24 protein-coding genes are annotated in these 20,455 nt (G+C 39.3%); 20 read left to right on the top strand and 4 right to left on the bottom strand.

The features are described from left to right. Nucleotides 1-28: 28 nt before the first annotated feature. The 6 genes from JNO66_RS05190 (at nt 29) to JNO66_RS05165 (ending at nt 5,206) form a co-directional block, all read left to right on the top strand. On the top strand, nt 29-169 hold the full coding sequence (locus tag JNO66_RS05190) for an acid-soluble spore protein N (protein WP_203087121.1): 141 nt from the start codon (nt 29-31) through the stop codon (nt 167-169). Between the two features lie 135 nt (nt 170-304). Continuing rightward, nucleotides 305-2,611 carry an AAA family ATPase gene (locus tag JNO66_RS05185; protein ID WP_203087120.1) on the top strand — a complete coding sequence of 769 codons (2,307 nt, stop codon included), beginning with the start codon at nt 305-307 and terminating at the stop codon, nt 2,609-2,611. A gap of 84 nt (nt 2,612-2,695) precedes the next feature. Beyond that, nucleotides 2,696-3,127 (top strand): acyl-CoA thioesterase, encoded by a 432-nt coding sequence (locus JNO66_RS05180; RefSeq protein WP_273753158.1) that lies wholly within the window; start codon nt 2,696-2,698, stop codon nt 3,125-3,127. Then, nucleotides 3,127-3,429, top strand: coding sequence for a hypothetical protein (locus JNO66_RS05175; protein WP_203087118.1), 303 nt, complete (start codon nt 3,127-3,129; stop codon nt 3,427-3,429). Before JNO66_RS05180 ends, JNO66_RS05175 begins: the two co-directional genes overlap by 1 nt. A gap of 61 nt (nt 3,430-3,490) precedes the next feature. Continuing rightward, entirely contained in the window at nt 3,491-4,321 is an 831-nt protein-coding gene (gene nadE, locus JNO66_RS05170; RefSeq protein ID WP_203087117.1) for an ammonia-dependent NAD(+) synthetase, read from the top strand. A gap of 24 nt (nt 4,322-4,345) precedes the next feature. Next, nucleotides 4,346-5,206, top strand: coding sequence for a PHP domain-containing protein (locus tag JNO66_RS05165; protein ID WP_246483167.1), 861 nt, complete (start codon nt 4,346-4,348; stop codon nt 5,204-5,206). Between the two features lie 28 nt (nt 5,207-5,234). On the opposite strand, the gene JNO66_RS05160 is transcribed toward JNO66_RS05165, so the two are convergent. Then, the gene (locus tag JNO66_RS05160) at nt 5,235-5,903 is read right to left on the bottom strand and encodes a reverse transcriptase-like protein (protein ID WP_203087116.1); all 669 of its coding nucleotides are present in this window, start codon (nt 5,901-5,903) and stop codon (nt 5,235-5,237) included. 121 nt (nt 5,904-6,024) lie between these two features. On the opposite strand from JNO66_RS05160, the gene metA reads away from it, so the two are divergent. The 4 genes from metA (at nt 6,025) to JNO66_RS05140 (ending at nt 9,484) form a co-directional block, all read left to right on the top strand. Next, nucleotides 6,025-6,936: a homoserine O-acetyltransferase MetA gene (gene metA, locus JNO66_RS05155; RefSeq protein ID WP_203087115.1), complete on the top strand. Its 912-nt coding sequence runs from the start codon at nt 6,025-6,027 to the stop codon at nt 6,934-6,936. 111 nt (nt 6,937-7,047) lie between these two features. Continuing rightward, on the top strand, nt 7,048-7,878 hold the full coding sequence (locus JNO66_RS05150; RefSeq protein ID WP_203087114.1) for an alpha/beta hydrolase: 831 nt from the start codon (nt 7,048-7,050) through the stop codon (nt 7,876-7,878). A gap of 57 nt (nt 7,879-7,935) precedes the next feature. After that, nucleotides 7,936-9,156: an EAL domain-containing protein gene (locus tag JNO66_RS05145; RefSeq protein ID WP_203087113.1), complete on the top strand. Its 1,221-nt coding sequence runs from the start codon at nt 7,936-7,938 to the stop codon at nt 9,154-9,156. Between the two features lie 25 nt (nt 9,157-9,181). Next, the gene (locus JNO66_RS05140) at nt 9,182-9,484 is read left to right on the top strand and encodes an iron-sulfur cluster biosynthesis family protein (protein ID WP_210340773.1); all 303 of its coding nucleotides are present in this window, start codon (nt 9,182-9,184) and stop codon (nt 9,482-9,484) included. 2 nt (nt 9,485-9,486) lie between these two features. On the opposite strand, the gene JNO66_RS05135 is transcribed toward JNO66_RS05140, so the two are convergent. Continuing rightward, the gene (locus JNO66_RS05135; protein ID WP_203087112.1) at nt 9,487-9,786 is read right to left on the bottom strand and encodes a YppG family protein; all 300 of its coding nucleotides are present in this window, start codon (nt 9,784-9,786) and stop codon (nt 9,487-9,489) included. Nucleotides 9,787-9,798: 12 nt separating this feature from the next. Beyond that, on the bottom strand, nt 9,799-10,194 hold the full coding sequence (locus JNO66_RS05130; RefSeq protein WP_203087111.1) for an Hsp20/alpha crystallin family protein: 396 nt from the start codon (nt 10,192-10,194) through the stop codon (nt 9,799-9,801). 66 nt (nt 10,195-10,260) lie between these two features. Here JNO66_RS05130 and JNO66_RS05125 point away from each other — a divergent pair, with 66 nt between their 5' ends. The 3 genes from JNO66_RS05125 to JNO66_RS05115 all read left to right on the top strand — a co-directional run bounded on the left by JNO66_RS05125 (nt 10,261) and on the right by JNO66_RS05115 (nt 13,192). Then, on the top strand, nt 10,261-11,205 hold the full coding sequence (locus JNO66_RS05125; RefSeq protein ID WP_203087110.1) for a dipeptidase: 945 nt from the start codon (nt 10,261-10,263) through the stop codon (nt 11,203-11,205). A 193-nt stretch (nt 11,206-11,398) separates the two neighbouring features. Continuing rightward, a complete protein-coding gene (locus tag JNO66_RS05120; protein ID WP_203087109.1) occupies nt 11,399-12,142 on the top strand; it encodes a SurA N-terminal domain-containing protein in 744 nt (247 codons plus the stop codon). 144 nt (nt 12,143-12,286) lie between these two features. Continuing rightward, the gene (locus JNO66_RS05115) at nt 12,287-13,192 is read left to right on the top strand and encodes a chemotaxis protein CheV (protein ID WP_276511861.1); all 906 of its coding nucleotides are present in this window, start codon (nt 12,287-12,289) and stop codon (nt 13,190-13,192) included. A gap of 64 nt (nt 13,193-13,256) precedes the next feature. Here JNO66_RS05115 and JNO66_RS20755 read toward each other — a convergent pair whose 3' ends face one another. Further along, nucleotides 13,257-13,379 carry a hypothetical protein gene (locus JNO66_RS20755; protein ID WP_273753157.1) on the bottom strand — a complete coding sequence of 41 codons (123 nt, stop codon included), beginning with the start codon at nt 13,377-13,379 and terminating at the stop codon, nt 13,257-13,259. Between the two features lie 161 nt (nt 13,380-13,540). Here JNO66_RS20755 and JNO66_RS05110 point away from each other — a divergent pair, with 161 nt between their 5' ends. The 7 genes from JNO66_RS05110 (at nt 13,541) to qoxC (ending at nt 20,455) form a co-directional block, all read left to right on the top strand. Then, complete coding sequence (locus tag JNO66_RS05110; RefSeq protein ID WP_203087108.1) at nt 13,541-13,840, top strand: HesB/YadR/YfhF family protein; 300 nt, start codon at nt 13,541-13,543, stop codon at nt 13,838-13,840. 22 nt (nt 13,841-13,862) lie between these two features. Then, entirely contained in the window at nt 13,863-14,744 is an 882-nt protein-coding gene (gene uvsE / locus JNO66_RS05105; protein WP_203087107.1) for a UV DNA damage repair endonuclease UvsE, read from the top strand. Nucleotides 14,745-14,758: 14 nt separating this feature from the next. Further along, nucleotides 14,759-15,277 (top strand): peptide-methionine (S)-S-oxide reductase MsrA, encoded by a 519-nt coding sequence (gene msrA / locus JNO66_RS05100; protein ID WP_203087106.1) that lies wholly within the window; start codon nt 14,759-14,761, stop codon nt 15,275-15,277. Nucleotides 15,278-15,385: 108 nt separating this feature from the next. Continuing rightward, nucleotides 15,386-16,558, top strand: coding sequence for an alpha/beta hydrolase (locus JNO66_RS05095; protein ID WP_246483166.1), 1,173 nt, complete (start codon nt 15,386-15,388; stop codon nt 16,556-16,558). Nucleotides 16,559-16,878: 320 nt separating this feature from the next. Further along, a complete protein-coding gene (qoxA, locus tag JNO66_RS05090; RefSeq protein ID WP_246483165.1) occupies nt 16,879-17,853 on the top strand; it encodes a cytochrome aa3 quinol oxidase subunit II in 975 nt (324 codons plus the stop codon). A gap of 37 nt (nt 17,854-17,890) precedes the next feature. After that, nucleotides 17,891-19,837, top strand: coding sequence for a cytochrome aa3 quinol oxidase subunit I (gene qoxB, locus JNO66_RS05085; protein ID WP_203087104.1), 1,947 nt, complete (start codon nt 17,891-17,893; stop codon nt 19,835-19,837). After that, nucleotides 19,838-20,455, top strand: a complete 618-nt coding sequence (qoxC, locus tag JNO66_RS05080) for a cytochrome aa3 quinol oxidase subunit III (protein WP_203087103.1) — start codon at nt 19,838-19,840, stop codon at nt 20,453-20,455.

Raw genomic sequence — 20,455 nt, 5'->3', positions numbered from 1 at the left:
GGTTAGACCAATAGGAGGTGTCAGATAGATGACCAAACCAAATCAAGAAGGCAGACAATTTCGTCCAGATCATTTAGGTACGCAACCCCGTGAGTCAAGTTCAAATAACGGGAAAAAAATGAATACGAAATCGAACCAAAAACCTGACTATATCCCTCCAAAAGGCTAAAGTAGATGACATCCATCCCAACAATCGGGGTGGATGTTTTCCGTTAGTCACACAAAGTAAACCCTTTTTCTTTTGGTATAAAATCACTTCTGATATAGTTTGAATAGATATGTAAATGTACGAGGAGAGGATCACATGCTACAATCCATTGAATCGCTAGAGGATCTAAAAGGCTGGCTTGAAAACATTAAAGCAGGAAAGCAAGAAGTAGATGAAACCAAACTTTGGCGCCACCTGTCCCAATGGGAAGAGGAGCTTAAACAACAATCTCCAACATCTTATGCCGATGGATTAATTCTTCTGGCTCTTGCTAGGTACAAGCGGTTAAATACAGTTGACTCCTTGCTGGCAAACTGGGTTAAAGAAGCAAAGGTTTATGATCAATCCAGTCAGATGGCCCAATTTTTACAAGCGGAATTAATTATTGATCAGTTCATTCATGCGGCTATTCCTTTAGATTTTCCTGCTATCCGGGAAACGGATCATGGTACTGCTAAAAAAGAGTCAGCGAAGCGTTATTATCAATTGGCTGAACAGTATTTTCGTTCTAAGAGTCAATTAGAGGAGCAAATTCATTCACTAGCTGAATTAAAACAAGAAGCAAAAAGTTCGCATTATGAGCACATTGACCTGTTGTGGAAAACATTCCAACAATTCGAAGAGCCTTACTTACGAATTTCAAAAGCTACGGAAGCGTATGCTCATTCTTTAGATGGGGTCTATTATTCAGCTTCACAATTTAAGGAATTAAAACAAGCCGTTGAGGAAATTAAGTCGATTCAGAAGCAGTGGCAAGATCGATTAAAACAAGTCACAGGTGAAGAGCAAGAGGATACGGCACTGCGTAAACTATCTAAGATGATTGGTTTGTCTGAAATTAAAGAACGTGTACATAAGCTTTATCAGTTCTTATCCTATCAAAAAAAGCGTGAAACAGAAGGGTATCGAATGAAGGAAGGAATCAACTTAAATATGATTCTAACTGGAAATCCAGGTACAGGTAAAACGACCATAGCGCGTTTGCTCGCTCGCATTTATTATGAGCTTGGTTTGCTAAAACAAGAAAGTGTATATGAGGTAGATCGTTCGCAATTAGTCGCTGGATATGTAGGTCAAACGGAAGAGCTAACGTTAAAAGCAATTGAGCGTGCATCTGGTGGAGTTCTGTTTATTGATGAAGCATATAGCTTAAAACGAGCAGATGCCAGTGGGAATGATTATGGACAAACCGTTATTGACACGCTTGTATCTGCGATGACAAGTGGTCAGTATGCAGGTACTTTTGCGGTTGTGTTAGCTGGGTATCCTGAAGAAATGCGTACATTCCTTCGTTCAAACCCCGGGCTTAGAAGTAGATTTCCTGAACAAAACCATCTTCATCTAAGGGATTATACATCCAGTGAGCTACTAGACATTGCAGAGCGAATGGCAATTGATAATGATTTTATACTAACAGAGCCTGCTCTTGTTTCTTTAAAAGAACAAATTGAAGAGGAAAAAGTAGATGCATCGTTTGGTAACGCGCGTACCGTTCAGAATTTGGTGTACAAAGCTATTTTCGAGAAAGGGGCTACTTTAGAAGAACAAGGATCAGCTCCGGATTTTATCAAACTTGAGGCTGAGCATTTTAAAAAGCAAAAGAACGAAAATGACTTGTCTGCGTCGAGTCAGCTAAATCAGTTGATTGGAATGGATAACGTTAAAAATGAGCTAAAGCAGTTAACTGCCTATGCTGAAGTTCAACAGTTAAGACGTGAACGAGGTCTCCAGTCCATGCCACTTCAGCTTCATACAACATTTAGTGGATCACCTGGCACCGGTAAAACAACGGTTGCATCCATTTATTCAAAGGCATTAAAAGAGTTAGGCTTGCTAAAACGTGGACATGTGTTACAAGTAGGACGTGCAGATCTTGTATCTGGTTACGCAGGTCAAACAGCTCTAAAAACAAAGGAAGTCATTAAAGACGCATTAGGTGGGGTACTGTTTATTGATGAAGCTTATTCTCTTATCCAAGGGTCCTCCACAGATTATGGTCAGGAGGCAATCACTGCTCTTGTTGAAGCGATGACAGTACATGATGAGAATCTTGTTGTTATTTTGTCGGGATATGAAAAAGAAATCGAGCAATTATTGTCTGCTAATCCTGGGCTTCGTTCACGATTTAGAAAGCATATAACCTTTCAAGACTACAATAAAAACGAGCTTGTTGAAATGACCATTAACCGAGCAAGCGCAGTAGGATACGAGTTTTTATCAGAAGCAAAAGACGCATTGTTTGAAGTGATTCCTGATGAAGGACATCATGCCAATGGTCGTTATGTGGATCAATTGTTCGAACAAATAGTTCAGCAGCAAGCATTAAGACTTTCAGCGGAGAAAGATACTGATATTAAATCTCTTCAAACAATATCAAGTGAAGATGTGAAACGTTCAGTCTAAAGGCTATTCGTTGTGTGCAAAATGGATTATGTTATAATTAACCAAACAAATGCTGTATGTAATTGGAACAAAGGAGACATATTTGTGGAATTCAAGAGTAAACGCACCATACAACTTTTATATGCTGACACGGACATGATGGGAGTTGTCTATCATGCAAATTACCTGAAATATTTTGAACTTGGGAGACAAGGCTTAATTGAGGATATCGGTTATAGCTATGTAGAAATGGAAGAGCAAGGGTACTATGCTCCGGTCTATGATGTACAAGCTACCTACAAAAAACCTGTTCGTTATGGTGATGATGCAACAGTCACAACGTGGGTTGCGAAAAACGACGGCCTTCGCACTGAGTATAAATATGTGATCTCAAATCAACATGGAGATATCTGTGTAGAAGGATCCACTACACATATTATTGTTAGCAAGGAAACGTTTAAACCAGCAGCATTTAAAAAAGTATTTCCGGAATGGTTTGCAAAATATGAAGAGATCAAATTGAAAGAGGATTCATAATGGCCTTTGGGATCAAGAGACCACAACTTAATAACTGGAAGCGAGCTGCTAAGTCAGGTGAAATCGCTTTTCTTACGCATTATTGGCTTGACGACCGGTTTCCCGATTGCACAACAGTTACGAAGGTAGCCTGCTGTGACGTTGATCGATTAATTGAGTGGGGCTCGAAATACGGATTAAAAAAAGAATGGATACATGTCCGTGATGAATTCCCTCATTTCGATTTGTTTGGGCAATGGCAGGAGCAAATCTTAAGACAAGAGGGTCAGCTTGATCAATTAACCACACTACTACACAAATAAAGGCATATTGAAGCTCTTTTTAGGGAAGAGACTAACTATACACTTTTAGGAGGGTTTACCCATGAACGAAACACAACTATCTATTATTGAAGCTCTACATACACAACCAGCAGTGGATTCAAAGGAAGAGATTAAAACAAGAGTGCAATTTCTCAAGGAGTATCTTGTGAAAAGTGGTGCAAAGGGCTATATTTTAGGAATTTCCGGAGGACAAGATTCCACATTAGCAGGCAAATTAACACAACTAGCGATTGATGAACTGAACGCTGAACAAGCGGCTGTGTCCTATGAATTTCATGCAGTGAGACTTCCTTACGGCGAACAGAAGGATGAAGCGGACGCGCGTGACGCGGTTCAATTTATCAACCCGACTAAAACTCACACTGTGAATATAAAACCTGCAGTTGATGCATCTTCAGAAACATTTAAAACGGTTGTAGGTGAACCGATTTCTGACTTCTTAAAAGGTAACACGAAAGCACGTGAACGTATGAAAGCACAGTACGATTTAGGCGCGCACTTTGGTCTACTTGTAATCGGAACGGACCATTCTGCTGAAGCTGTTACTGGATTCTACACAAAATTTGGTGATGGAGCTGCTGATTTAACGCCTTTGTTTGGATTAACAAAGCGCCAAGGTAAGCAAATCTTGAAAGAACTAGGTGCTCCTGAGCATCTATATACAAAGGAGCCAACTGCAGACCTTGAGGATGATCAGCCTGGACTTCCTGATGAGCAAGCGCTAGGCATGACCTATGATCAAATTGATGATTATCTTGAAGGAAAGAAAATTGATACACCGGTTGCAGCTGCTCTTGAAGAACGTTATAAGAAAACAGAGCATAAGCGTCAGCTCCCAGCGACCATTTATGATACATGGTGGAAAAAGTAATCTAGTGCGAGGGGGAGAATAGCCTTGAGAGAGACAGAGGCGGCAACAAGTGATTTTCATATGCATTCTACGGCATCTGATGGGGGTTATTCCCCTCGTCAGCTTTTAGAGAAATGCCATGCGGTGGGGCTAACTCAAATTGCATTAACTGATCACGATACGATAGATGGGGTTTATGAAGCGACAGAGGTAGGTCAAGAGCTTGGCATACGTGTCCTTCCTGGAATTGAATTTTCATGTGTCTATAAAGGAAAGAGTGTACACATGCTTGGGCTTGGTGTTGATCCTACTCATTCGGAATTTTTATCAATGCTTAAAAAACAACGCGAAATGCGTGAACGTAGAATGACAAAAATGCTTTCAAAGCTAGCAGCAGTTGGTGTTCGTGTTTCTGCGGATGAGGTATTGGCTGAAGCCGATGGTGGGAGTATTGGGCGTCCGCACGTTGCTAAAGTTTTAGTTCGACATGGGGTTGTGGAAACGGTCGCTGAGGCATTTGACCAATACTTAGCTGAAGGCAAGCCATGTTATGTTGAAAAAGAGAAGGAAATGACGATACAGGAAGCCATCGACTGGACACATCGTGTCGGAGGACTGTCAATCGTTGCTCATCCAGGATACTATGGTCTTGATCATGTATTAATTGATTGGATTACTGAATATCATATGGATGGAATAGAAGTGTATCATCGTGACCATAACTCTGAAGACAGAGAACGGTATGAGGCGCTTTGTACAGAAGCGGAGCAAAAAACAGGTCACACCATTTACCGGACAGGCGGATCTGATTTTCACCATGAGACGTACGGACGAAAACAAGAGCCACTAGGGGTTACCAGGCTACAAAACAAATATGCAGATCAAGTGTTACAAGCATTAAAATAAGTTCAAGGATGGACGTGTAAAAAGACGTTCATCCTTTTTTTGTCTGTTCTTTCTTTCCTTCAATAAAGATACCTTCAAGTGCCTGAGAGGCTAGTTGATCTGCCTCTTTGTTAAGATGTCTTCCAATAAATGAATACGTAGGTTTCAGCCCAAGGTGTTTCGCCTTAGCTTCAATTCGGTCCGCCCACCGTATTAGTGTTTCTTCATAACATGGCCATTCTCCGGACATTTGATGGTAAAGCGTTTTAGAATCTGTATAAATAGTTACTGATTGATGATGAATGCCTAAATGCTCAAACATTGTAAATACATAAGCGAGTGCAGCATATTCTGCTTCGTTATTGTCCTCAATCCCATCAATACGCTCATTTACCCTGAAGCGCCACTTTTGACCGTTTTGTTCATAATAAATAGCCATACCAAGTCCAGCCTCAGATGTTTCCTTATGATAGCCTCCATCCACATAAGCTTTCACTTGATGGGGTTCTGTTTCCATTTTCTTTAAAAATGTAAGTAATTCTTTTCGAGTCCAACTTGTGTCGTCCTCATCAAAAAACTGACAATGTACAGATCGACCTGTCTTTATCAGATCTTCTTCAAGTAAGAGTGCTTCATTTGCACTCATGTAATCAGAGATCATTTGATGGCGTGCTGTTCGTTTCGGATGCTTGTAGACCCACTCTAGGCGGAGATTCACATTGCTCAATCCTTTCATCGTTTATTGCAGATTGCTTCGTTTCATGATACGTTTATCAAGATAAATAGACAAGGAAATGATAGAGAAATAAGCAAGATTGATCTTGAGGGGAGAGCCAAATATGCCAATTAAAATACCAGATCATCTTCCGGCTAGGGAAATTTTAAATGCTGAGAATATATTTATTATGGACGAATCGAGAGCTTATAGTCAGGACATTCGCCCACTATCAATTGTGATTTTAAATTTGATGCCAGTTAAAGAAACAACAGAAACGCAAATTCTGCGGTTATTAAGTAATTCGCCATTACAGCTTGATGTATCCTTTTTATACCCTTCATCACATGTTTCAAAAAATACGAAACAAGACCATCTTAAGCTTTTTTATAAAACAATGGATGATATTAAAAAGCGTAAATTTGATGGAATGATCATTACAGGAGCACCAGTGGAGCAGCTTGATTTTGAAGAAGTAGACTATTGGGAAGAACTAAAGTGGATCATGGATTGGAGTAAGGACAATGTAACGTCTACCTTACATATTTGTTGGGGCGCACAAGCTGGACTTTACCACCACTATGGAATTCAGAAATATCCGATGAATGAAAAATTATTTGGTATTTTCGAACACGAGGTCAATCCAGATCCAATTAAATTACTTCGCGGGTTTGATGATGTATTTTTAGCGCCTCATTCTAGACATACTGAGACGAGAATTGAAGACGTTGAGAACGTTCAAGAGCTGGATATTCTAAGCACATCAAAAGATGCAGGTCTTTACATGGCAGCATCTAAAGACGGAAAGCACATCTTTGTGACGGGTCATTCAGAATATGATGTGACGACTTTAGATGAAGAGTATCGAAGAGATTTAAGTAAAGGGGTAGCAATCCAACCTCCTGTAAATTACTTTCCTGAAAATGATCAAACGGTGCCTCCTGCCCTTCGTTGGAGAGCCCATTCAAACCTCTTGTTTACAAACTGGTTAAATTATTATGTGTATCAGGAAACGCCTTATGACTTAACAACATAAATCGTTAAAGGTCCGAATGCTTCCCAAGTGGAACGGTTCGGATTTTTTTGTTCATAAGGTGTTATCGTTTGGGCAAGCCTAGTTGTATAAAAGAACAGGAGGTGGCGTGCATTGAAGCGAAAAAGCGAACAGACTACATTATATATGCAAGGAACACATGTATATGTAGAAAGATGGTTTCATTCTGCTAAAAAGTGTAAGGGGACATTGCTTTTTATACATGGCTTCTTATCATCAAGCTTCAGTTTTAGACAACTGCTACCATCAATGCCTGCGGAATATGATTTATTATGCTTTGACTTACCAGGGTTCGGGAGGAGTGGCAAAGAAAAAACATTTTGTTATGATTTTAAAAACTATGCAACTTTACTGACCGAGTTAATGGAATTATATGAATTAAACCATGTAACATTAATCGGACATTCAATGGGTGGACAAGTAGCCTTATATACAGCAAAGCAGACACCTGAACGAATTGATTCACTCATCTTACTGTCGGCATCTGCCTATTTTCATCGAGTGAAAAAAAGCATGGTTTATTCTTCTTATGTACCTTTTTTCTCTACCTTACTTTATTCGTGGGGCAGAAATAGAGATTGTCGACCGTTTATTGATCAATTAATGTATAAGAAAAATGCTGTAACGAATGAAATGGTTTTAGAGTACGGAAGACCACTTAAGGAAAGAGGATTTTATGATTCTCTTGCATGCTTAATGAGACAACGTGAAGGGGATATGTCCACTGAAGATTTACATTCCATTAAGCAAAGGTGTTTAATAATTTGGGGTGAGAACGATCCGCTCATTCCCTTATCAATTGGAAAAAAGCTATCTAATGATTTACATCACGCCACACTTACTGTACTACCTGAAACAGGTCACTTGGTGCCAGAAGAACAACCTAAAAAAACGTCGCAGCTAATCAAGCGTTTCATAACGTAATGTTGCTTCCTCATATGCTATACTTAACTGATTATGTTGTGTGTGAGGAGGGGCCATATGGATCCTTTAGATGTCATGATGGAAAAAGATAATGTCATTCCTTATTTTCTTCCCATCTTCAACGCTGAGAAGCAAATTGTTGTGGGGTACGAAGTTGTAGCAAGACTTAATGCATCAGATGGCGTTAAAAGAATTGGATGGTTTTTTGGCGATAAAACCATTCCCTCTGAGTACCGAAATGAACTTGACGATCACCTGCAAAGGTTAGCATTGGAGCATTTCGCTGCTGCATCGTTTAAGGGAGCTATGTATTTTAATTATGATGCTAGACAATTGATCAAAGATTCAGGAGAAAGCTTTTTACAACGGATAAACCCATATATCGAAGACCAAACCATCCATTATAATCAAATTATTTTAGGATTAGATGAAAAAGATGTACACTCTTACTATGCTGAAATTAAACATGTCCTTACGTATCTTCAAAGTTTAGGGATTCGGATTGGGATTGACAATGTGGGGCAAAGCAGTAGTCAAATTGACCAAATTGCAATGTTGCATCCAAATGTGATTCGTGTCAACGTTTCCTTTTTAAATCAAGATTCTCTTCCTCATCTATATGGAGATGTCCATCAATCTCTTACGATGCTCTCTCGAAAGATTGGAGCGACATTATTATTTGATGGAATTTCAACATTTAATCAATTAAACTATGCGTGGCGTAATGGAGCACGATATTATCAAGGGCCATACCTTTTGGCTGCATCAAAGGAATTCGTATTAGAGGATTCTTGCAGAGAACGAATGCAAAAAGACTTCCAGCATTTCATTACCTATGAACGTAAAAAAATGCAAGCACAGCTTGAACTATCTAATGAATTAGTCCATTCGCTACGTGCTACATTAAAACATACAAAAACAACAGGTACGTTGGATGAACTCATTCTGACTGTCGCAAAGGATTTAAGCGAGTATGTGTTTCGGATTTACATTTGTAATGAAGAGGGTCTTCAGCAATCCTCAAACGTAGAGAAAGATCAAGAAGGCGTATGGCAACTTAAAAAAGAAGGTTTATATAAAAACTGGAGCTGGCGACCTTATTTTCTTGAGAATATTGTTCGCATGAATGTTGAGAAAAAAGGAATTTTATCTGATTTATATACGGATATTGAGCGAGACGAACAAATTCGCACATTTGCATATCCTATCTCTGAATCTTTATATATGTTCATGGACATTCCATATGAATATTTATTTGAACAAAACGATTTAATTTAAGTCTTCTTTAGGAGAGGTGTTTAAGTTGGATATTATCATTACAGAGGCAGCAGCATCGTACTTTCAAACCATCCAACCAAAGAAAGCGGTGCGAGTTGTGGCACGAGATACGTTTGAATGCAGCACTATGATTGAATTTTACTTACAGTTAGATGACCCCATTGAAACAGAAGATACAGTTGTAGAGGAAGCAGGGCAACAATTTATTTACAACAAAAAAGCGAGCGATGAAATTGGCTCGCGAGTAACCATTGACTATAAGCCTACACAAGGTTTAAAGATGATTAATCCAAATCAAACCTTAGCATATGGTTTAACGTTAAAGTAACTCTACCTTAAGAAGTAAGAGCCTACTTTTCGAACATATGGCGAAACTTGTTGAACGGTCTTTATGACTTGGTCAACCGTTTGAGCGGTTCTAGACACATCAAATTGACCATCATCTGATGTAAAAGCTTTTTTTATAAAACCGGTTCGTGATACGGTTTGATTTTGTGAATACATGCCTGTTTGCTGCTGACGTAAACCTGCCCTCATTCTTCTCCCTGGCGTGGGATAATAAGAAGGATATCTTCCTTGAGTGGGGAAGGTAGGGTACTGGTTACGTCGGCCTTGATTATAATGAATCATTGTATAACCTCCTTAATCAATTGAAATGGATTGTCTGTGTCGATGAATGGTAATTCGTAATAATCCATCCTTATAATTTGCCTTAATATCCTTTTCTCCATAAACGAATGGTATGGACACAAGTCGTTCTTTTTCAACTGATTGTTCAGAAGATTCGCTCGACATCACTCGGATAGCAAGTGCATGAGGTAGAGCTTCTAGATGAATCAATTGTTTATCGACTCCTGGTAATTCAGCATAAATAATAAATGCTTCAAGTGATTCCTGTGTGCGTACAGCAATGGATTGTGCAAACAATGGTGGAGCTTGGAATCGACGATACGTTTGATGAAAGAAATCATCAATGGATCGCATCACATCTTGATACCCTCTTGAATTCTTAGAATCGCTCGAATTTTGCTCACTCATGTAAACTCCTCCAATAAAACATTCTAATTATGTCTATGTCACTAGACTTTGAAAGGTGCTGATGGAATGAACCAAAATTTCTCTTCATCTAATGTCATTGATACACATTGTGATGTGTTATTAAAATTATGGATGAATCCGAATCAATCTTTTAAAGATAGCAATCAGCTTGACGTGACGTTAACAAAACTAAAAAATGGCGGAGTGAAGCTTCAATGTTTTGCCATTTTCATTGAGCCATTCGTTAAACAGGAGTTAAAGTTTCAAGCGGTGCTTGAACAAATTCATTTATTTCATCAAAAGGTTATTGAACCTTATCAAGAAATGAAGCATATTACGAAGTGGTCTGATATCTCATTATTAAAAGAAGGTGAGATTGGAGCGATTCTGACATTAGAAGGTATGGACGCCGTTGGCTCAGATGAGTGGAAACATCATTTTCTAATTGAACAGGGGATTTTATCTGTAGGCTTAACGTGGAATCAAGCAAACCTGGTTGCAGATGGTATTGAAGAATCAAGAGGAGCGGGTATTACTGATTTCGGCAAGCGAATAATAGAGACTCATAATAAGCATAGCTTGTTAACGGATGTTTCTCACTTAAGTGAAAAAAGCTTCTGGGACACCGTACAATATTCTAAATATGTGATTGCTAGTCATTCAAATGCATTAGCTCTTTGCGGGCATAAACGAAATTTGAATGATGAGCAGGCGAAGGCGTTATTTAGTGATGAACGATACATGGGACTAGTGTTTTTGCCTAAATTTCTCTCTGATACCGAAGAAGCAACGATGGATGATGTCATTCGTCATATAGAATACTTATGTGCATTAGGTGGTGAAAAATCGATTGGCTTTGGTTCAGACTTTGATGGGATCTCAAGCTATGTAGACGGGCTTGAGCATCCTGGGTGTTACCCGGCTTTATTAGAACGGTTAACGAAGTACTACTCTGATGCACAAATCAAACGTTTTTGCAGCGAGAACTTCCTTAGGTCTCTTCCAAATTAACTGTTTTTTTATTTCACACTATTTTTGATAATTTAGGAAGTCCAAGCGTTGGGACGTGCTGTATCAAGGGTTTATACCTGCCTGCTTTTGAGACGATTACACAATTTATGTAGTTATTTAGATGTCCGCTTAATTACTTGTTTAACCTGTGTTACACTGCCCCTAGATGCTTGTTAAGAAAGGGGTCAAGGAAATGCAAAACAAATTTGTACTTGGAATCTCTGCTTTTGCTCTAGCTGTAGGACTAGCGGCTTGCTCCGGTGAAACAGATGAGAATGCCGAGGGTCAAAATGATCAAACAGAACCACAAACGGAAGAGGCTGAAATCGCCGAAACAAATTTTGATGACATACCAGATGTCGTTGCGACAATTAATGGGGTAGATCTATTAAAAGACGACTTTGTCGTTGAATACAATAATGCAAAACAACAACAAATGATGATGGGTGGGCAAGGAGATCCATCCTCCACAGAAGTGGATGAGCAGTTAAAGGATCAATCTGTTAATTTCCTAGTGGATACAGAGCTTTTAACACAAGCCTCTAACGAAGCGGATGTTGAAGTGACGGATGAAGACGTCAATGAACAACTTGATCAAATTAAAGCGATGTATCAGCTTGAATCAGATGAAGACTTAGAAGAGATTTTAAGTGGTCAAGATTTAACGGTTGATGAGTTTAAGGCTCAAATAAAAGAAAGTATGAAACCACAGAAATACATTGAGCAAGAGGCTCAAATTGAAGAACCTTCAGATGAGGAAATTCAATCTACCTATGAAGAGATCATTGCGGCATCAGAAGGAGAAGAGGAACCTCCCCCTCTTGAAGATGTAGAAGATACAATTGTTGAACAGTTGAAAGCACAAAAAACCTCTGAAGCAGCAAATGATATTCTTGAAGACTTAAGAGAAGAAAATGAAGTTGAGATTTTTGTTTAAGACGGAGTATGCATCCACTGAAATGTTTCAGTGGATGTTTTTTTAACTTTTTCTTAACTTCATACGTGTTCCGGCCGAAATAAAAGAGAGGATAGTCTGCTAAGGAACGACTATGCAAGAGTCTATAAAAACGGGGGAAACGAAATGACCCAAATGTCACAGTCAAATATACTATTAGAGAGTGGTACCAATGAACTAGAGCTTGTTATGTTTGAGGTTGGAAAAGAGACGTACGGGATTAATGTATTAAAGGTAAGAGAAATCGTTCAGCCTGTTGACGTCACAGCCACACCGAATCGTCATCCTTATGTAGAAGGAGTCATTCGAATACGTGATGAAATCATCCCATTGATTGATTTGTCCGTAGTGCTGGATGTGAACGACCATGGACAAACAATCACTCATAAATTTATCGTGGCCGAATTAAATAAATTAAAGGTAGCGTTCCGCGTACATAATGTATCTAGAATTCACCGAGTTTCTTGGGGACAGGTTGAAAAACCGAATGAATTGTCTCAAGGCGAGCATAGCCATGTTACAGGCATTGTTAAAATGGAAGACTATGTGGCTTTTATGCTTGACTACGAAAAAATTGTGGTTGAAGTCCATCCAGATGCAGGGATGAATCGTTCAACTATTCATTCATTAGCTGCCCGTGACCGTGGAGGCAAGCACATTGTGATCGTCGAGGATTCTGGAGTGCTACGACATTTGTTACAAGATACTCTTACTGAAGCAGGCTATACGAAATTAACAACATTTGAGAATGGACAACTTGCTTGGGATGCACTTAATGAACAAGGTGCGATCAGTAGTAAGGTAGACCTTATCATTACAGATATAGAAATGCCACAAATGGATGGACATCATCTGACTAAACGAATCAAAGAACATCCAACCTATGAACAAACACCTGTTATTATTTTCTCATCTATCATTTCTGAAGATCTATTCCACAAAGGAAAAGCGGTTGGAGCAGATGGACAAATTAGCAAACCTGATATTGTTAAGCTGATCGAATTACTTGATACGACGCTTCAGTTAAGTTAGGATAACTCTCACAAAAAGACGAATGGTCATGTATAAATGACATTCGTTTTTTTTGTTTAAACTCTCACGTTTTTTTCTTAGAATTTTGATTGGAAAGAGTAGAGAGCCATTGACTTTTCTGTTCTTTCGTTAATCCACCAAGAGAATGAAGAATTGTCGCATATCCGACAGCTTTTTTATAACTCATTGTTCATCACTCCTTAACCTTATTATTTAATATAAAATATGCAGTTCCGCTATAAAGTTGCATCAAGGAAAGTTAATTGGGTTGTTGCTTGTACGCTTTCATGGTTTTTTAGGCTATAACTTGATATGATAAGATAACGAAAGTGATAGGAGAGGATTTACATGAAGATTGAAGTAACCAAACCAGCCGTTCGTTGGTTTAAAGAGCAGTTTGATACAGAGGAGAATCAGTATATCCGTTTCTTTGCCCGCTACGGAGGATGCGGCTCATTTCAAAGTGGCTTTTCACTTGGTATTAGTCAAGAGGTGCCCGAGCGCCCATTAGCTGAATATAAAATAGAAGATTGTATTTTTTATGTAGAAGAGCAGGATGCATGGTATTTTGGGCAACATAATCTTAAAGTGAAATATAGTCGTACAAAGGATGAAATTGAATTCGAATCTCAGGAGATCACTTCATAATTTGTTAGAGGGAGAATGAATCATGCGCCTTGGATATCCATGTCAAAACCTAAGTATTCCAACCGTTTTCAAGACATGTCGTTTGAAAACGATGCAGGATAAAGGAATGTCAGTGATCAAAGAGCTCACGTTACATAATATTGACCAGCTTAATAAGGTCATTCAATGGAATATTGACCATGAAATCTTCTTCTTTCGGATTTCGAGCGATATGATTCCATTTGCAACGCATCCTGAAATGACCTGGGAATGGCAATCAGACCAAGATGTAAAGCGAGAGCTTGATAAGATTCAGGCATTACAGAAAAAGTATCATTTAAGGCTTTCCATGCACCCTGGCCAGTATTCGGTTTTAAATTCCCCCAGAGAGCATGTGGTTGAAAATGCAAAAAAAGATTTACAATATCATCATAATTTTCTACGGGCCGTAGGTGGAACAGATATGATTATCCATACTGGTGGCGCATACGGAGATAAGGAAAAAGCGAAAAAGACATTTAGTGATGTGTTTAAAACGTTACCTGACTCTGTACAGGAAATGATTAGGCTAGAAAATGATGATAAAGTTTTTCACACTCAAGATGTTCTAGATATTTCGGCGGTTTGTGGGGTGACCATTTGCTTTGATATTCATCATGAAATGTGTTTCGGTCGTACAACAGATGAATTAAAGGAGCTTTTTACTTCGGTCAAGCAAACGTGGGAGCATACATTGTATCACCCGAAAGTTCACATTAGTTCTGGTAAGCGATCTGAGACAGATCCCGCTCATGCTGATCTGATCCGAATAGAGGACTTTAAAAGGCTTATTGATGTTGTAAAAGGTACGGAAGTCGATTGTATGCTAGAAGCGAAATCAAAGGAGAAAGCATTGTTTTCGTTAAGAGAAGAGCTTGCGACGTAAAGGAGAGAGAGAACATGGAGAAAGCGACATTTGCCGGTGGGTGTTTCTGGTGTATGGTTCAACCATTTGATGAACAGCCGGGGATTCATTCAATCATTTCGGGCTACACAGGAGGATCGGTTCAAGATCCAACTTATAAACAAGTAAAAACAGGTGAAACAGGCCACTATGAGGCTGTTCAAATTGTATTTGAACCAGATGTATTTCCCTATCAAAAGTTATTGGACTTATTCTGGGTTCAAATTGATCCAACGGATGCCGGCGGACAATTCCAGGATCGTGGAGATCAATATCGAACAGCTATTTTCTATCATACTGAAGAACAGAAACAGCTAGCTGAGCAATCAAAGCAACATCTTGAAGATAGTAAGCGATTCGCGAAACCGATCGTAACAGACATTTTACCTGCAGATACATTCTTCCCTGCGGAAGAAGAGCATCAGGACTTTTATAAGAAAGAACGGAAAGCGTATAAAGAAGATCGTAAGCAATCAGGTAGAGACGAATTTATTGAGGAGAACTGGAACAACTAAAATGAAATGTGTGACAACCTAAAGAAATCTCTTGTAATCTCTTCCACTATTCATGAATTCTGCTATACTGAGTAGCATAATCTTATGTTTAGTGGAGGAGATGTTTTGTTGAAGGCTTTTATGCGTAAAGGGCTAATCCTTGTTGCCTCAATGTCTCTAGGACTCATTATGATTTTGCTTACAATGACAATTACAGTACAAGCTTGGACGAATACAGAGGCAGGTAAAGTACCTGTAAAGACAGCTGTAATCCTCCATGCTGTTGCAAATAATCTTTTGCCTACCGATCTTAAAGCACCATCTTTTTTAGCAGCAAAAGGTTCATCTCGGTTTGACCGAGCACTTGTTGATATTCCAACTTCAGATTCAAGCACAGTGACAGCTCGGATGTATCAGCCAAAAGAGGCGGGGCCACATCCTGTCATTCTTTATTTTCATGGAGGAGCTTTCATGAAAGGCTATGGCAATATTGATACACATGATAATATTGTCCGTTCACTTGCAGCTAGAACGAACAGCATTGTTGTTGCGGTTGAATACCGTTTAGCACCAGAATTCCCTTTTCCAACCGCAGTTCAGGACGGATATGATGCTCTGAATTGGATTGTCACTAATGCGGCCGAATATGATGCAGATATTAATAACATTGCTGTTGTTGGCGATAGCTCAGGCGGAAATGTAGCAACATCAGTAGCGATGATGTCAAGAGACCTTGATGGGCCAACCGTGAAAGCAGAAGCCTTGTTATATCCATTAACAACCTTCCTTGACGAAGATTTCTATTCACGCGATCATTATTCAAGTGGGTATTATCTGTTATCAAGAAATGTGATGGAACTAGCGAGATCAGCGTATACACCAGATGAAAACATGTGGAATTCTCCTTACAGCTCACCTCTCGAAGCAGATGTAACGAATATGCCACAAACGTTTATTATCACAGCTGAATTTGATCCGCTTCGAGATGAAGGGGAAGCATACGCACAGAAGTTAGCGGCTGCTGGAGTACCAGTAGAGGCAACCCGTTATAAAGGGACAATGCATGGGTTTGTTTCTTTTTTTGAAGTGATGCAAAGTGGAAAGCATGCATTAAGTGATACAGCGACCTTCCTAAATCAGGCATTCTCAGATGAAAAAGAGTTTGAACCGTATCAGCTTGCCTATTATGAGCATGGAGATTTGAGATCTTCACTTCAAGATGAATTGGAAGCTTATACAATTGGAACGTATTTAATTAGCAAACAAGCCTTATCGATGTTTCCTTTTAATGTAGGGAAATAAGATAGGCTTTTTTTTAGGTTAAAAAATTGTACTTTTCGCTAGAAATATGTCACAATCATAAAGTCTTTTGCACATGAACTTTCTCACTCATTACATAATTATGGCTAATTTCGGTTAGTGTTTTATCGAGTGTCACTTATTTCCAATTATGTGGCAAAGTCAGTAAAACACACCACAAAATTTGTGATATTTTTGTGAGAGTTTGTGTAAATGCTACCCTTACGTGTCATGTTTTATGGTAGGATATAAGCAATGAAAGGTATGTTCAAGGGTTCACAAAAAGTTTATGTAATTACGTCTTAGGAAGAAGGGTGATACCTTTGCTGAAAAATGGTAAGTCTCTAAAGTGGCTAGCGTTCCTTGCGTTGAGCCTATTTTTGAGCGGATGTGGAAATATGACAGTGCTGGATCCAAAAGGCCCGGTTGCAGAATCGCAAGCTTGGCTCATTTGGTTCTCTATTGGATTCATGCTTTTAATTGTTCTTGTAGTCTTTATTCTACTAACAATTATACTAGTCAAATATAGAGAACGAGATGATCATAAGGGTTATCAACCAGAGATTGAAGGAAGTCATAAGTTAGAAATTATTTGGACGATCATACCTGTCATTATCGTTATTATTCTTTCTGTACCAACAATTATGACAATTTTCGAGCTTGAGGAAGCTCCAGCTGCGACAGCACATAAAGAGCCAGTTGTCGTGCATGCAACAAGTGTAAACTGGAAATGGATTTTTAGTTATCCAGAAGAAGGGATTGAAACGGTTAACTACTTGAATATCCCGACTGACCGACCGATTCTCTTTAAACTGACATCTGCTGATTCCATGGCTGCATTGTGGATTCCACAGTTAGGTGGTCAAAAATATAATATGGCCGGAATGGAAACACAATTGTACTTACAAGCAGATGAAGTAGGGACATACGCTGGACGAAATGCAAACTACACTGGAGAAGGCTTCTCTGAACAAAAGTTTGATGTGGTTGCATTAGAGCAAGGAGATTTTGATGCTTGGGTGGAAGAAACACAATCAGATGCCCCTGAGTTAACTCAAGAAGAGTATGACAAACTGATGGTTCCTGGTTCAGCTTCAGAAATGACGTTTAGTTCAACTCATTTGGACTGGGTTGATCATTCAACTGATGCTGAATATGCAATTAACGCTTGGGAGCGTATGGGTTATGAACCAATTAATCCTCACTCTCGTGCCGGTAAAGCATATGAGATGCCTGCGTTAACACAATCAGATTCTGGAGAGATAGAAGGGTTTGAAAGTCAAGCTGCTAACGAATAGCAAGTGAAGTACTTTCAAATGAAAGGGGACGCTACTTTTGAAATGGGATGAATTTATTATAACTGGAGATCCGCTAATTTTAGGCGCCCAAATCTCCATCCTGATTTCTGCCATTGGAGCCGTGTTTGTGCTCACGTACTTTAAAAAGTGGAGATGGCTTTGGGATGAGTGGATTACGAGTGTAGATCATAAAAAATTAGGGATTATGTATATCTTAATTGCGATCTTAATGTTCTTCCGTGGAGGAATTGACGCATTAATGATGCGTACGCAATTAGCAGCACCAAATATGACATTTTTAGATTCGTTGCACTACAATGAAGTATTTACAACACATGGTACAATCATGATCATTTTCATGGCGATGCCTTTCTTGATCGGTTTAATGAACGTTGTGATTCCACTGCAAATTGGAGCACGAGACGTTGCATTTCCGTTCTTAAACAATTTAAGTTTCTGGACTTTCGTTATTGGTATGGGACTATTTAATATTTCCTTTATCATTGGTGGATCTCCATCTGCTGGTTGGACCAGTTATATGCCACTTGCTTCAAATGAACTGAACCCTGGTCCAGGGCAGAACTACTACTTGCTAGGACTGCAAATCTCAGGGATTGGTACGCTAGCAACAGGTATTAACATGATGGTTACAATCTTTAAGATGCGTGCCAAAGGCATGAAGCTTATGATGATGCCTATGTTTACGTGGACAACATTAATCACTTCAATGATTATTGTTCTTGCGTTCCCGGTATTAACAATTGCTTTAGCTGAAATGACGTTTGACCGTCTATTCGGAACACATTTCTTTAACTTAACCAACGGTGGTATGCCAATGCTTTGGGCCAACCTATTCTGGATATGGGGACACCCTGAAGTATATATCGTTGCATTGCCTGCGTTTGGTATCTTCTCAGAGATTATTACAACATTCTCTAAGAAGCGTTTGTTTGGATATAACGCGATGGTTTATTCCATCGTTGCGATTTCAGTATTAAGTTTCCTTGTTTGGGTGCATCACTTCTTTACGATGGGCTCAGGCGCCGTTGTTAACTCGTTCTTCTCGATTACAACGATGGCGATTTCAATCCCAACTGGGGTAAAAATCTTTAACTGGCTTCTAACCATGCATAAAGGACGAATTACATTCTCAACTCCTATGCTATGGTCTGTAGCTTTTATTCCTAACTTTGTTATTGGTGGGGTAACAGGAGTTATGCTAGCAATGGCCGCTGCTGACTATCAATATCACAATACGTATTTCCTAGTTTCACACTTTCACTATGTACTAATCGCGGCTACCGTGTTTGCCTGCTTCGCTGGGTTCATTTACTGGTATCCGAAGATGTTTGGACATAAGCTGAATGAGCGTATTGGTAAATGGTTCTTCTGGATCTTTGTGGCTGGATTTAATATTTGTTTCTTCCCACAATATTTCCTTGGACTTGATGGAATGCCTCGTCGAATTCACATCTATGGTGTGGAAGACGGTTGGTTTGCTCTTAACTTCATTTCAACGGTCGGAGCCTTTATCATGGGTCTTGCCTTTATTATTCTTGTTTATAACATCTACTACAGCTTCCGTTACTCTCCGAGAGAGACAACAGGAGATGCGTGGGGTGGACGTACATTGGAGTGGGCTACTTCTTCAGCGATTCCTCCACATTATAACTTTGCTAAGGTTCCAGAAGTTACAGCAATGGATCCTTACTGGGATATGAAAGAAAAAGGAATTGATCCAAACAAGATTGATAAATACGAAAAAATTCACATGCCTAGTAATACAGCTGTACCGTTCGTTATGGGATGTTTCATGTTCTTCGCAGGATTTGGACTTGTCTTTGAATGGTTCTGGATGGGTATTGTAGGTGTTATCGGAATCTTCGCTTGTATGGCATACCGTTCATTTGATTATGATGATGGTTACTATGTAAGTGTAGAGGAAATTGAAGAAACTGAAAAACGTGCAAGGGAGGCGAAGTAAATGGCACATGCCCAAGACGCAGAATACGCCAATGAACCGCTTGAATTTCAATCAGCAGAAGGTCGGAATAATATTCTTGGCTTCTGGATTTTTATCGGAGCGGAGTTCGCCCTTTTCTCAACGTTGTTTGCCACTTACTTTGTACTAGTTAATCGTACAGCTGGTGGAGTAACAGCTGAGCATCTGTTTGATTTACCACTTGTTTTAATTATGACTTTCCTTTTACTGACTAGTAGTTTTACATGTGGCCTAGCCATTCATGCCATGCGAGCAGGAAAAGTGAAGCAACTTATTACCTGGATGATTCTAACACTGATTCTTGGTTTAGGATTTGTCGGATTTGAAATTTATGAGTTTTGGCATTATGCTCATGAAGGTGCAACATTATCAACAAGTGCGTTCTGGTCTGCATTCTTTGTTTTACTTGGAACTCACGGACTACACGTATCTATTGGTATTGGCTGGATTACTTTATTACTTATTCAGGTGAAACGTCGTGGTTTAACTCCACGTACAACGTCAAAAGTGTTTATTGCGAGTCTTTACTGGCACTTCCTTGACGTAATCTGGATCTTTATCTTCACGGGTGTTTACCTGATGGGTCTGGGGGGATTGTAA

The organism is Alkalicoccobacillus gibsonii, from assembly GCF_016798245.1.
GTDB lineage: Bacteria > Bacillota > Bacilli > Bacillales > Bacillaceae_D > Alkalicoccobacillus > Alkalicoccobacillus gibsonii.
Note: the sequence above shows the minus strand (reverse complement) of the source record. Positions and strands in the feature narration are given on the sequence as shown.